This window comes from Pararhizobium sp. O133 (assembly GCF_051669845.1).
Lineage (GTDB): Bacteria > Pseudomonadota > Alphaproteobacteria > Rhizobiales > Rhizobiaceae > Pararhizobium.
The window spans coordinates 3,212,853-3,225,911 of sequence record NZ_CP196426.1 but is presented as its reverse complement, the minus strand read 5'-3'; the positions used below and the strand labels follow the sequence as shown (position 1 = coordinate 3,225,911).

Sequence of the window (13,059 nt, the reverse complement as noted above, 5' to 3'; positions counted from 1 at the left end):
AGGGGATGGCATATGTTTAATGCGCCACGAGCCCTATTTTGCTCACAATCCGGTCGCTATCCGGAAGCTTGAAATGCACGGCCCAGGACATGCCCGGTTTGAGAGGGGCGGTCTGGACATGCGAAAAGCGGGCGGGTGTGACCGGTTAACGGGCCGCAGTTCCTTTCGCGATGTTAATTTGTTTGGCGTGATTGCAATCGGGCATGGTGCGGGTTAGGCCGACGAACGAGGCAATCCCGCACAGAACGACAACAAGGTACCGGTATCTGGCTGATGATCAGACTGATTGGATATTTCTTCGGCATTGGGGCTTTTCTGGTGCTCGGCGTGGCGGCGGCGGCGGCCATTTATCTCGGACATGTCACCAAGGACTTGCCGGACTATGAGGTGCTGAACAGCTATGCGCCGCCGGTAACGACGCGCGTTCACGCCGGCAATGGCGAACTGATGGCCGAATATGCCCGCGAACGGCGCCTCTATCTGCCGATCCAGGCCATTCCGGATCGCGTCAAGGCTGCCTTCATCTCGGCCGAAGACAAGAATTTCTACCAGCATCCCGGCGTCGATATCACCGGTCTGGGACGCGCCATTTTCGTCAACCTGCAGAATTTTGGATCCGGCCGCCGTCCGGTCGGCGCCTCGACGATCACCCAGCAGGTCGCCAAGAACTTCCTTCTGTCGTCGGACCAGACCATCGACCGCAAGGTCAAGGAAGCGATCCTGTCGTTCCGCATCGAGCAGGCCTACAGCAAGGACCGCATTCTCGAACTCTACCTCAACGAGATTTTCTTCGGCCTGAACTCCTACGGCATTGCCGGCGCGGCGCTGACCTATTTCGACAAATCGGTCACCGAACTGACGATCGCCGAAACCGCCTATCTCGCCGCTCTCCCCAAGGGGCCGGCCAATTATCATCCCTTCCGCAAGGTTGAAGCAGCGCTTGAACGCCGCAATTGGGTCATCGACCGCATGGTCGAGAACGGTTACGTCACCAAGGCAGATGGCGAAGAAGCCAAGAAGCAACCGCTCGGCGTGACCGTGCGACGCGGCGGTTCGCATCTGTTTGCTTCCGACTATTTCGCCGAGGAAGTGCGCCGCCAGATCATCCAGCGCTACGGTGACAACGCGCTTTACGAAGGCGGCCTTTCGGTGCGCACCTCGCTGGACCCCAGGTTGCAGGTGGAAGCGCGCAGGGCGCTGCAGAACGCGCTGGTCAGCTATGACGAGCGCCGCGGTTTCCATGGCGCGCTGAAGACGATCGAGATCGGCGGGGACTGGGGTGAGCCGCTCGGCAAGCTCGAAGCCCTCTCCGACGTTCCGGAATGGAAGCTGGCCGTTGTCCTCTCCGTGGATGATAAGGGCGCTGAAATCGGCATCCAGCCGGCCAAGGACGGTTCCGGCAAGATCGGCAAGGACCGCGTGAAGGGCAATATCTCCGCCAAGAACATGCAGTGGGCGTTCCGTTCGTCCTCTCCGGATCGCAAGTCGACCAAGTCGCCGGAAGGCGTCGTCGGTCCGGGCGATGTCGTCTATGTCGAGGAAACCGACGAAGCCGGCGAATATCGCCTGCGCCAGCCGCCGAAAGTGCAGGGTGGTCTCGTCGCCATGGACCCGCAGACCGGCCGCGTGCTCGCCATGGCGGGCGGCTTCTCCTATGGCCAATCTGAATTCAATCGCGCGACGCAGGCCATGCGCCAGCCGGGTTCCTCGTTCAAGCCGTTCGTTTATGCCGCCGCGCTGGACAACGGTTACACCCCGGCCTCCGTCATTTTGGACGCGCCGTTCGAACTCGTCACCGGCGGCCAAGTCTGGCGTCCGGAAAACTACGGCGGCGGCTCGGCCGGTCCCTCGACGTTGCGTCTCGGCATCGAAAAATCGCGAAACCTGATGACGGTTCGTCTGGCCAACGACATGGGCATGAACCTGGTCGCTGAATATGCCGAACGCTTCGGCATCTACGACAAGATGCTGCCGGTCCTGGCCATGTCGCTTGGTTCAGGCGAAACGACGGTTCTGCGCATGGTTTCGGCCTATGCCGTGCTCGCGAACGGCGGCAAGCAGATCAAGCCGTCGATGATCGACCGCATCCAGGATCGCTACGGCAAGACGATCTTCCGTCACGAGGAGCGTACCTGCGATAGCTGCAATGTCGCCGACTGGCAGGACCAGGAAGAGCCGGTCCTGACCGACAATCGTGAGCAGGTGCTCGATCCGATGACGGCGTATCAGATCACGTCCATGATGGAAGGTGTCGTGAAACGCGGCACAGCCGCCGGCAAGATCAAGCTCGATCGTCCTGTCGCCGGCAAGACCGGAACGACCAACGACGAAAAGGACGCCTGGTTCGTCGGTTATACGCCGGACATGGTCGCTGGCCTCTATCTCGGCTTCGACAATCCGGCACCGCTTGGTCGTGGCGCGACCGGCGGTGGCCTTGCGGCACCGGTATTCAACGACTTCATGCAGGCGGCGATGCAGGGCACGCGCCCGGTCAAGTTCGTTGTTCCGGAAGGCATGAGCCTGGTCCCCGTCAACCGCAAGACCGGCATGGCGGCGGTCGAAGGCGATCCGGACACGATTATCGAGGCCTTCAAACCCGGCACCGGCCCGGCCGACACATTTTCGGTCATCGGCGGCATGGATCAATATATCCCGCCGGAAGAAATCCTGAAGGCTTCGCCGCAGGCAAACGAAGCCATCACCAATGGCGGTGGTGGTCTGTTCTAAGTCACTCCAGTCCGTTTTCGCGACGCCCGCCGCTTTACATCAGCGGCGGGCGTCGCTATTCACGGCGCACATTCACCCTTGAGCATGTCGCGCAAAATTGTGCAGCGGTTTTGCGCCAACGACATGCGAATAAAACAAGAAGCAAAAGCGTGGAGCGAATCTGAAAGGTCGCGATACGCTTGGGATCAAGAAGCAGGACCATGCGGACCGAAATCGAGAATATTGTCGACGAAATCAAGCAGGCGATAAGCCTGCTGAGGAGGCATCTTTGACTGGGACCAGGCGGTAAGACGACTGGACTGGTTGAACAACAAGGCGGAAGATCCGAATCTCTGGAACGATGCCACCGAGGCGCAGAAGCTGATGCGTGAGCGCCAGCAACTCGATGATGGCGTCAACGGCGTTCGTTCCTTCGAGCAGCAGATGCAGGATGCCATCGACCTCATCGAACTGGGCGAGGAAGAAGGCGATGCCGACATCATCAAGGATGCGGAAGAGACGCTGCGTACCCTCAACACGGAAGCGGCCCGCCGCCAGGTGGAGGCCATGCTGTCCGGCGAAGCCGACGGCAACGACACCTATTTGGAAGTCCATTCCGGTGCCGGTGGCACCGAGAGCCAGGACTGGGCGAACATCCTCCTGCGCATGTATACCCGCTGGTCCGAACGCCAGGGCTACAAGGTGGAACTGATGGAAGTCCATGACGGGGAAGAAGCCGGCATCAAGTCGGCGACACTTCTCGTCAAGGGACACAATGCCTATGGCTGGCTGAAGACCGAATCGGGCGTGCATCGTCTGGTGCGCATTTCGCCGTTCGACAGCAATGCGCGTCGCCACACATCGTTCTCGTCCATCTGGGTCTATCCGGTCATCGACGACTCGATCCAGATCGACATCAACGAGAGCGATTGCCGCATCGATACCTATCGTTCGTCGGGCGCCGGCGGCCAGCACGTCAACACGACCGACTCGGCCGTCCGCATCACCCATATGCCGTCCGGTATCGTCGTGCAGTGCCAGCAGGAACGCTCACAGCACAAGAACCGGGCCAAGGCCTGGGACATGCTGCGTGCCCGTCTCTACGAAGCGGAACTGAAGAAGCGCGAAGATGCCGCCAATGCCGAAGCCGCGTCCAAGAGCGACATCGGCTGGGGCCACCAGATCCGTTCCTACGTGATGCAGCCTTATCAGTTAGTCAAGGACCTGCGCACCGGCGTCTCCAGCACCGCGCCGGACGATGTTCTGGATGGCGACCTCAATCAGTTCATGGAAGCCGCGCTGGCGCACCGCGTCAACGGCGGCAGCGATGCCGTGGTCGACGACCTGTCCTGAACTCGGCTGCAAGCAAACACAGAAAAAGCCGGATGCCTGCGCATCCGGCTTTTTTGTTGTCTGTTTCTCTCTCGGTCAGTTCGTCTCGCGCTCAACCTTGATGTCGCCGATATCGTCGATCAGCACGGTCCAGGTTTCCGGCTCCGTCGCGGTCGGATCGGTCTTCAGGTAGACGGTGGCGAACAGCCCCGGCTGGCGGACGATGCCGCTTGATGTTTCCGGCCTGATATCGGTGACGTAGACTTTCATGGCGGAAAATTCGTCGAGCTCGGCCGATGAAATCATCCTGGGGCCGGTGGCGTCGAGCGCGATCTGCTGCAGGAATATGTGTGTGTTTCCCTCCGGCTGGCGAACCGCAATCAGCTTGTAGTAGCCGCGCTGGGTGGGAGCCGCAGTGGCCCCGGGCTGCTGCTTGTCAGCAGTCTTGCCGGCTTCCGGATCCAGAACGCTCAGCGGATTGCCGCTTTCCTCCCAATATCCGGTGCTGGTCACGAAGATGATGTTGTCGGGTATCAGGGTCGGTTCTTCGGCAAAGGATACGGAGGGCAGGGCACTAGCGAACAGCAAGCCGGCGAGGGCGAGCGAAGGGCCGCCAAGCCATCGGAGGCTTCGATGTGCGCGCGAACGTTCTTTCTGCAACATCGTTTCGCCTTTGATTCCCGTTGACACGCTGAGGCTTCCCCAGCTGTTTACCGATTTTCGGTCGAAACCGATTCTGTTTCAAGGCCCTGCTTTTCGGCCTCTTTCAGACTGTGCTAATTCGAGAATTGTTCAGCCAGAATACGGTCCGACCAGGAATAGTCGGGATCCGACAGGATATGGGCCGTTATATTCTCCGACTCGGCGATGCGCACCGTCACCACCGATTTGACCTCGATATGATCCGCCACCGCGTTGACCGGCCGCTTGTCGGGCTCAAGGATGGCGATATCGACGGTGACCTTGTTGGGAAGCAGCGCGCCGCGCCAGCGCCGGGGGCGGAAGGGACTGACCGGCGTGAGCGCCAGCAGCGGCGCTTCCAGCGGCAGGATCGGGCCGTGGGCGGAGAGATTGTAGGCGGTCGAGCCGGCCGGCGTCGACAGCAGCACGCCATCGCAGATCAGTTCTTCCAGCCGCACCCGGCCATCGACGACGACCTTGAGCTTGGCCGCCTGGTACGATTGGCGGAAGAGATAGACCTCGTTGATCGCCAGCGCCTTGAACCGGTTGCCATCGGTATCGATGGTCTGCATTTCCAGCGGCCGGAAGGTATTCTCAACGGCCTCGACCAGCCGCTCATGCAGGTTTTCGGTGCTGTAGCGGTTCATCAGGAAGCCGATCGAGCCACGGTTCATGCCATAGACGAGCTTGCCGGAATTCATCGTCTTGTGCAGCGTCTGCAGCATGAAGCCGTCTCCGCCGAGCGCCACGATGACATCGGCATGCTCGGGATCTTCCTGGCCGTAAAGCGCGATCAATTCCTCCGCGGCCTTCTGCGCTTCCTCCGTTGCGGAAGCGGCAAAAGCGATGGTTTTGAATGTGCGCGCCATGAAATGCCTGTGCTTTGAATAGGTTGGGTCCGACTGGAAAAGACCCGGAAAAATACCGGTCAGGCGGGGTGCGCGACGACATTCGCCGCAGCCAGCAAAACCACCGGTATCATGCATAAAAGATCGGCGTGTGGAAGGAAAAGAATGGTCGTCCACCTGGCAATGATTGGCGCAGGCGTCTGATTCGACAGCGGTTTATGGATTTGTGGGTCCGTGGGGCTAATGAAGCCGGCGACGGGTTCAACAGCCTGGCCTCAGAGTTTCCGGAACGAACCCGCGCCCCGACGCGTTGCCTTGAGGAAAAATGTAGCTTTGTGAGGAACCAATGAACAACGATACCATCAGCCAACTGAACATGATCAGCGATAAACTGCACGCCCGGGCAGAAAAAATCTCCCAGACAAAGCAGGATGACGATACCGCAACCCTGATGTCGGCCATGGCCGTGACGATGGAAGCGGTCCGGTCACTTGAAGAGAAGGTCAACAAGCTTGACGGACCCCAGGGCCTTGGCGGCGCGGGGGAATGAAGTCAGCAAAAGGAAAATGAAAATGGTGCCCCCACCAGGACTCGAACCCGGGACCCCCTGATTACAAATCAGGTGCTCTACCAACTGAGCTATAAGGGCAGCTATGCGGCAGGGAGTTAGCATATTCTCGGGCCATGTAAAGGGGAAATGCGAATTTCATCACTTTCGCATCCCTTTGCTTGTGAAACGAATCAGGACGTTGGGTGCTTGCGAGGTTTGGCCGGGAGTTGCGGATGCTGCGCGAGTCTTTTCTGCAAACGGGGCGGTATCAGGAAGGCGAGGACCGCGAGGACGGCGGCGAGGACACAGATCAGCCAGAGGACACCGGCGCCCAGCATTCGTTCGAGAAAGGCACCGCAAATGCCGCCGGTGGCCATGCCGATCCAGGGGGCAATCTGGATGATCCAGTCGCGGCGCGGGTTGCCGACCACCCAGTGGCCGATGCCCCGGCCGAAGCGGGAGAGCGCTCCGGTCACGTAGGTCAGCCCGATCGGCAGGCCTTCGATATGCTCGACAGCGGTATTGACCAGTCCCATGGCCAGCACCAGTGCATAGAAGCGCAAAGTGACGAAGGCAGGATCCGTGATGGCTGCGGCACAGGTCAACGCAAGCGTGACGGCGGTCAACACGCGAAAGGCGCGGCGGGCGGCGTTGTGGGCGATGATGATCCCCAGTGCATTGCCGGCAACGAAGATGGCGAGCGCACCGAACAGCACGGCGGCATAGGACATTTCTCCGTCAGCCAGCGAAACGGCGGCGCGCGTCGTGTTGCCGCTCATGAAGGAGACGAAGCTGCCGGCGACGAGAAGGCCCGCGGCATCGGTCATGCCGGCCAGAAACGAGATCGTCACGACAAGGGACATCCCGATCGCGGTTCGCCGCGTCCGGATGATTCGCCGCCGTCGTTCCCGTGTCATGATCGCGCCCCTCGCGCTCGCCAGCGGTGATTCGGTGTCGAGCGCGGCCGATCATATCGCGCCGCATGACAAACAGGCTGCGTATCATGACGACGCCATTGAGTTGCTGCACACTTTATTTGGCGAGGCTATATCTATTCCGCCGCGTCCAGCATGGCGGGCGCGGGATCGATTTCGTTGCAGCGTGTCATCGCTCCGGGCAGGTTGTCGGCAAGGAAGTCGATCAGTGCGCGCACCGAGGGCAGCATGCCGTGGCGCGAGGTGAAGACCAGATGGGCGATCGTGCTGTTCGAGGACCATTCCGGCAGGACCGGCGCCAGCACGCCGGTGCGGAAGCCGCGAAGGCACAGGTGGTTGGGCAGAAGCGCAATGCCGATGCCTTCGATCGCGGCCCGCTCAAGAATGCCGAAATCGCCACAGCCGATCACCGGCTGGTGCGAAATCTCGCGCCTTGTTCCGTCCATGTGATTCAACTGCCAGCTATCGGTCAGGTGCTGCTCGTTCATCGACAGTGTCGGCATCTTGCCGAGCGTGTCGATGGTCACATTGCCGAGCCGCGCCATCAGGGCTGGGCTTGCCGCCAGATACTGCCGGGCTTCGCCCAGCTTGCGCACGATGAGATTGTTGTCGGTGTCCAACTGGTCGCGGGCGCGCAAAGCAACATCGATGCGTTCCTCGACCAGATCGATCCGCCGATTGGTGGCGGTGATGAGCAATCGTACGCCCGGATAGAGACGGTGGAACATCGGAACGAGATGACCGACCATCGGCGTGAAGCCGATCGGGCAGGAAAGTCGCACGACGCCGACCGGTTCGCTCTTGGCGGCGGCGACCACGGCCTCGGCCGCCTGGATGCCGGACAGAATGGTTTCGCAGCGCTCATAGAAGGCCTGGCCGATTTCGGTAACGCGCAGCTTGCGGGTCGAGCGCTCGAGCAGCCGGACGTCAAGTTGTTGCTCCAGCCGGGCGACATGCTTGCTGAGCTTCGATTTCGGAATGTTGAGGACGCGCGCGGCGGAGGAAAAACCCTTGTGTTTGACGACAGCGGCAAACAGCGCGAGATCGTTCAGGTCCTGCATTTCACACCTCGTTCCATCAATAACAGGTCATCATCGTTTCTATCAGGAAACGGCGTGTCGAAAAAGAGCCCGCTTATCGATCGATTGTTTTAAATTCATATCTGAAGCACCCAAACACCACGCAATTTCACTCGAAGGTGCAAGATGAAAATTCTCCATATCGACTCCGGTATTCTCGGCGATCATTCCGTGTCGCGCCGCCTGACGGCATCGATCGTCGCGCGTATCAAGGCGGAGCGTCCGGGCGACAGCGTTACCTACCGGGATCTCGCCGCCGATCCGCTCGCCCACCTCAACGGCTCGCACCTGATGAACGCTTCCGCCAATCCGGAAGGCCTCGATGCTACGCTTATTGCCGAACTCGACGCCGCCCGCGCATCGCTCAACGAATTCCTCGCCGCCGATGTCATCGTCGTCGGTGCGCCGATGTACAATTTCACCATTCCGAGCCAGCTGAAGACCTGGATCGACCGAATCCTCGTTGCCGGCACGACCTTCCGCTACACCGCAAATGGTGTCGAAGGTCTTGCCAAGGGCAAGAAGGTGATTGTCGCCTCGACCCGTGGCGGCCATTATTCCGGCGCCTCTCCGATCAGCGCCATGGATCATCAGGAAACCTATCTGAGCACTGTATTCGGCTTCATCGGCATCACCGATGTCGAGTTCGTCCGCGCCGAGGGCCTGGCGATCAGCCCCGATTCGAAGGACGCGGCGATCAGCGCCGCCGAAAAGACCATCGCCGATCGCGGCCATTTCGATATCGCCGCCTGATCAGCCGGTATATCGTCGGTAATGTGGAAGGTATGAAGCCACCATCCTCTTCGTCATCCTGTGCTCGTCACAGGAATCCAGTCAGCCCAAGTCCTTGGGCTGAAAGAGCCTTTTGACCCGACGGACGTCGGGTCGCTGGATCCCCGCCACAAGGCGAGGATGAGGGAGTGTGCGGTTACCGCATTCTCAAACAATCGGCTTGTGAGGTTGTCAGCAGTCTGAGCTGGGCACATCGTGTCCGGCTTTCCTGTTGCATGCAGGATTGTTCGAAAGGCCGTTGATTCAGGCGCGGCATTCGATAGTTTCTCTTCGAAAACGGGGAGGGATCATCATGCGGCATGGCTACGTTTCTATCGGGATTGCGCTGGCGCTTCTGTCGTCGTCCGCGCTCGCCGCCCCCGTCGATCCGTTCGACAAGCCGGTTGCCACCGAGACGATTAAACTCGCTGCCGATCCGCAAAATCCCTCCGCCGAACCGAAGGTCACCTGCAGTCGCTACACCGATTTCATGGTCAAGCAGGTGGATCTCGGTGAAGTCGGCGCGGAAAAGCTGGTCTTGCAGGCGGCGGACGCGCCATGCGAGCGGGATGGTGCCGGCGAACAAGTGATCCGCGATGACATCGCCGGATATTTCCTCGGAGTTTCCGCATCCTACGTCTTCTTCCAAGCGGCCGATGGCTGGAACGGCGGTCTGTCCTTCGTGGTTTATGACTCCGGGACCGCTACGCGACTTTTCGACACTGCGATGGCGATCGACAGCCTCTCGGCAATCGAAGGCGATGAACACGGTCTGTCGCTGCAGTTTGTCCGCAACCTGACGACATCCTGCTCGCTCTATGCGGACACGGACGACTGTGCGAGACGAATCGGCGAGGAGATCGGGCTCGATGTCAGCCGCGTTCCGGACTGCAGGGATGTCTACGAGGCCGAGATGAAGCGCACACCGGATTATGCCGACGCGATCAAGGCGCTGCCGAGCGTGATCGAATATCCGGTGGCGCTGCGCTGGGCGGCGAATGCAGTGACGATCACGCCGAGGGATGGAGCGACGCGCTGCCTCTTGCCGTCCTGATTCCGTTGCCCGGTTGGAGGCCGGGGCTTTCCATATTATACTTCGCTGATGAAAAGCGTTCGGGCAACCCTGATGGCTACGCTGGCTCTGGCTCTTGCCGGACTGTCCGCCGGCGTGTCCACTGCCGCGCCGCCTGACGCCCGCTGCACCTGCCGCAAACGCGATGGCACCAAGGCCGAACTCGGCCAGACGACCTGCATCCGTGTCGGCGACGATGTCTATCTGGCGCGCTGCGAGATGGCGCTTAACGTTACCACCTGGCGCAGGCTCCGGGATGGCTGTCCCGAAGCCCGAATGTCTCTCAGAGTGATTTCCGCGATTCGCTGATATGCCCGTCAGGATTTGGCCAGATAGCCGCGCGCGGCATACATCGCGATCGCAGCCGCGTTGGAGACGTTCAGCGACTTGATCGCGCCGGGCATGTCGAGGCGCGCCAGTGCCGTGACGGTCTGGCGGGTCTTCTGCCGCAATCCCTTGCCCTCGGCGCCGAGCACGAGGGCGATCTTCTGGCCCGACAGCGTCTCCTCCAGCGTCGCCGGTCCTTCCGAATCAAGCCCGATCGAAACGAAGCCGAGCTTGTGCAACTCGTCGAGCGCATCGGCGAGATTGGTGATCTGGATATAGGGGATCATCTCAAGGGCACCGGAGGCAGATTTCGCCATGACGCCGGATTCGGTCGGGCTGTGGCGCTGCGTCGTGATCAGCGCGCCGGCATTGAAGGCGACGGCCGAGCGCATGATGGCGCCGACATTGTGCGGGTCGGTCACCTGGTCGAGCACCAGGACGAGCGGGCTGTCCTGCAGCGCCGACAGGCGGCGAACGGGCAGGGGCGCCGTTTCCAGCATGACCCCCTGGTGGATCGCGTCGGGTCCGAGAATCTTGTCCAGATCCTGCGGCGTGACGATCTCGACGGGAAAGCCGAGCGTATCGACAGCGCCGATTTCAAGCCGCACCAATGCGTTCTGCGTGACGGAAAGCTTGGTGATCTTGCGGTCGGGATTGTCGAGAGCGGCGCGCACCGTGTGGATGCCATAAAGCAGGACCTGATCAGGCGCGAGCTGCGGTGCCTTCCAGTCCGCGGCAGCCGTCTTGCGGCGCTTGTCCGGCACGGGTGTCGGGATTTCGCCGCGCTCGCGCTTGGCGTCGCGGTGGGCGCGCCGGAGAGTTGCGTAATGGGTGTCTTTGGGGCTCTTGTCGCCGGGATTATCTTTGCTCATGCGCGTCTTATACTGGGGATGGGGCGCGCGTGGAACCGTTTTTCGCGAAATCGGGTGCCGTCCATCTTTATCGCGAATTTCCCAAATTTTTCTGGAGAGCCGTGTTGACAGGATGAGACTGGCCCGTCATATACCCGGCGCAGATTGAAGGGCTGACTTGCCCCGGCACACGGCGCTTCGATCTGAGACTTGGTCGCTTGATCCCGACAGAATAATGGAGGGATGCCCGAGTGGTTAAAGGGGACGGACTGTAAATCCGTTGGCTCAGCCTACGTTGGTTCAAATCCAACTCCCTCCACCATTCTGTTGCACGGATCATGACCCCGCGGGTATAGCTCAATGGTAGAGCAGCAGCCTTCCAAGCTGAATACGCGGGTTCGATTCCCGCTACCCGCTCCAAAAGCACCCCGAATATCATTCATTGCTTTAATATGTCGTGGCAAATCGTTGATTTGCGTCGCTTTCCGGATTGCTTTCTCCTGCCATTGGGATCGGATTCGGTCCTTCCCATATATGGCGTATCCCGAGGCCAAAGGTCTCGAAGCGCGCAAAACAATTAAGTCTTGCGCAATTCTTCCGAAACCCTTAAACGCCTCCCCAAACCGGCGCCGCCGGTATGGTGCATTCTCATTGATCACAGGAAACTTGACCCCATGGCAAAGAGCAAATTTGAGCGCAACAAGCCGCACGTCAACATCGGCACGATCGGCCACGTTGACCATGGCAAGACGTCGCTGACGGCGGCGATCACGAAGTATTTCGGCGAGTTCAAGGCGTATGACCAGATCGACGCCGCTCCGGAAGAAAAGGCCCGCGGCATCACCATCTCGACGGCACACGTCGAATATGAGACGGCTGCCCGTCACTACGCCCATGTCGACTGCCCCGGCCACGCCGACTATGTCAAGAACATGATCACCGGTGCCGCCCAGATGGACGGCGCGATCCTGGTTTGCTCGGCTGCCGACGGCCCGATGCCGCAGACCCGCGAGCACATCCTGCTCGCCCGTCAGGTCGGCGTTCCGGCGATCGTCGTGTTTTTGAACAAGGTCGACCAGGTTGACGACGCCGAGCTGCTCGAGCTCGTCGAACTGGAAGTGCGCGAACTTCTGTCGTCCTACGACTTCCCGGGCGACGATATCCCGATCGTCAAGGGTTCGGCTCTGGCTGCTCTTGAAGATTCGGACAAGAAGATCGGCGAAGACGCGATCCGCGAGCTGATGGCTGCCGTCGACGCCTATATCCCGACACCTGAGCGTCCGATCAACCTGCCGTTCCTGCTGCCGATCGAAGACGTGTTCTCGATCTCGGGTCGTGGTACGGTCGTGACCGGCCGCGTCGAGCGTGGCATCGTCAAGGTCGGTGAAGAAGTCGAGATCGTCGGCATCCGCGCCACCACCAAGACCACCGTTACCGGCGTTGAAATGTTCCGCAAGCTTCTCGACCAGGGTCAGGCCGGCGACAACATCGGCGCGCTGATCCGCGGCGTCACCCGTGACGGCGTCGAGCGTGGCCAGATCCTGTGCAAGCCGGGTTCGGTCAAGCCGCACAAGAAGTTCATGGCCGAAGCCTACATCCTGACGAAGGAAGAAGGTGGCCGTCATACGCCGTTCTTCACCAACTACCGTCCGCAGTTCTACTTCCGCACGACGGACGTGACCGGCATCGTGTCGCTGCCGGAAGGCACGGAAATGGTCATGCCTGGCGATAACGTCACGGTTTCGGTCGAGCTGATCGTACCGATCGCGATGGAAGAAAAGCTGCGCTTCGCGATCCGCGAAGGCGGCCGCACCGTCGGCGCCGGCATCGTCGCTTCGATCGTCGAGTAATCTCGACGATCTGACGATGCCGAAAGCTGCCGACGGCAGCGGGAAATGTGCAAATGG

At 60.5% G+C, this 13,059-nt stretch carries 12 protein-coding genes and 3 tRNA genes; 9 read left to right on the top strand and 6 right to left on the bottom strand.

Going from position 1 to position 13,059, the window contains the following annotated elements:
- The first annotated feature begins 273 nt into the window (after nt 1–273).
- Together ACST81_RS15460 and prfB are read left to right on the top strand one after the other, a co-directional pair.
- Nucleotides 274–2,727 carry a penicillin-binding protein 1A gene (locus ACST81_RS15460; RefSeq protein WP_438748986.1) on the top strand — a complete coding sequence of 818 codons (2,454 nt, stop codon included), beginning with the start codon at nt 274–276 and terminating at the stop codon, nt 2,725–2,727.
- A gap of 200 nt (nt 2,728–2,927) precedes the next feature.
- Nucleotides 2,928–4,059, top strand: a protein-coding gene (prfB, locus tag ACST81_RS15455; protein WP_438748983.1) for a peptide chain release factor 2 whose coding sequence is annotated in 2 segments (ribosomal slippage) — nt 2,928–2,996 and nt 2,998–4,059 — 1,131 coding nt in all. Because the reading frame shifts where the segments join, the coding sequence is not laid out codon by codon here.
- Between the two features lie 75 nt (nt 4,060–4,134).
- Here prfB and ACST81_RS15450 read toward each other — a convergent pair.
- Both ACST81_RS15450 and ACST81_RS15445 read right to left on the bottom strand, forming a co-directional pair.
- Complete coding sequence (locus ACST81_RS15450) at nt 4,135–4,701, bottom strand: hypothetical protein (RefSeq protein ID WP_438748982.1); 567 nt, start codon at nt 4,699–4,701, stop codon at nt 4,135–4,137.
- A gap of 113 nt (nt 4,702–4,814) precedes the next feature.
- A complete protein-coding gene (locus tag ACST81_RS15445; protein WP_438748981.1) occupies nt 4,815–5,588 on the bottom strand; it encodes an NAD kinase in 774 nt (257 codons plus the stop codon).
- A gap of 325 nt (nt 5,589–5,913) precedes the next feature.
- Here ACST81_RS15445 and ACST81_RS15440 point away from each other — a divergent pair, with 325 nt between their 5' ends.
- Nucleotides 5,914–6,117 (top strand): hypothetical protein, encoded by a 204-nt coding sequence (locus ACST81_RS15440; RefSeq protein WP_438748979.1) that lies wholly within the window; start codon nt 5,914–5,916, stop codon nt 6,115–6,117.
- A 23-nt stretch (nt 6,118–6,140) separates the two neighbouring features.
- Here ACST81_RS15440 and ACST81_RS15435 read toward each other — a convergent pair.
- The 3 genes from ACST81_RS15435 to ACST81_RS15425 form a co-directional block, all read right to left on the bottom strand.
- Nucleotides 6,141–6,216, bottom strand: a tRNA-Thr gene (locus tag ACST81_RS15435).
- Nucleotides 6,217–6,308: 92 nt separating this feature from the next.
- On the bottom strand, nt 6,309–7,034 hold the full coding sequence (locus ACST81_RS15430; RefSeq protein WP_438748976.1) for a YoaK family protein: 726 nt from the start codon (nt 7,032–7,034) through the stop codon (nt 6,309–6,311).
- A 134-nt stretch (nt 7,035–7,168) separates the two neighbouring features.
- Nucleotides 7,169–8,113 carry a LysR family transcriptional regulator gene (locus ACST81_RS15425; protein ID WP_438748973.1) on the bottom strand — a complete coding sequence of 315 codons (945 nt, stop codon included), beginning with the start codon at nt 8,111–8,113 and terminating at the stop codon, nt 7,169–7,171.
- 144 nt (nt 8,114–8,257) lie between these two features.
- Here ACST81_RS15425 and ACST81_RS15420 point away from each other — a divergent pair, with 144 nt between their 5' ends.
- The 3 genes from ACST81_RS15420 (at nt 8,258) to ACST81_RS15410 (ending at nt 10,283) form a co-directional block, all read left to right on the top strand.
- Entirely contained in the window at nt 8,258–8,884 is a 627-nt protein-coding gene (locus tag ACST81_RS15420) for an FMN-dependent NADH-azoreductase (protein WP_438748972.1), read from the top strand.
- 331 nt (nt 8,885–9,215) lie between these two features.
- The gene (locus tag ACST81_RS15415; RefSeq protein ID WP_438748970.1) at nt 9,216–9,956 is read left to right on the top strand and encodes a hypothetical protein; all 741 of its coding nucleotides are present in this window, start codon (nt 9,216–9,218) and stop codon (nt 9,954–9,956) included.
- Between the two features lie 48 nt (nt 9,957–10,004).
- Nucleotides 10,005–10,283 (top strand): hypothetical protein, encoded by a 279-nt coding sequence (locus ACST81_RS15410; RefSeq protein ID WP_438748969.1) that lies wholly within the window; start codon nt 10,005–10,007, stop codon nt 10,281–10,283.
- Between the two features lie 8 nt (nt 10,284–10,291).
- Here ACST81_RS15410 and rlmB read toward each other — a convergent pair whose 3' ends face one another.
- Nucleotides 10,292–11,173 (bottom strand): 23S rRNA (guanosine(2251)-2'-O)-methyltransferase RlmB, encoded by an 882-nt coding sequence (rlmB, locus tag ACST81_RS15405; protein ID WP_438748968.1) that lies wholly within the window; start codon nt 11,171–11,173, stop codon nt 10,292–10,294.
- 216 nt (nt 11,174–11,389) lie between these two features.
- Between rlmB and ACST81_RS15400 the strand changes: the two genes are divergently transcribed.
- The 3 genes from ACST81_RS15400 (at nt 11,390) to tuf (ending at nt 13,002) form a co-directional block, all read left to right on the top strand.
- Nucleotides 11,390–11,474, top strand: a tRNA-Tyr gene (locus tag ACST81_RS15400).
- Nucleotides 11,475–11,498: 24 nt separating this feature from the next.
- Nucleotides 11,499–11,572: transfer RNA gene (locus tag ACST81_RS15395), tRNA-Gly, on the top strand.
- A gap of 254 nt (nt 11,573–11,826) precedes the next feature.
- On the top strand, nt 11,827–13,002 hold the full coding sequence (gene tuf, locus ACST81_RS15390; protein ID WP_062576534.1) for an elongation factor Tu: 1,176 nt from the start codon (nt 11,827–11,829) through the stop codon (nt 13,000–13,002).
- Nucleotides 13,003–13,059: the final 57 nt, after the last annotated feature.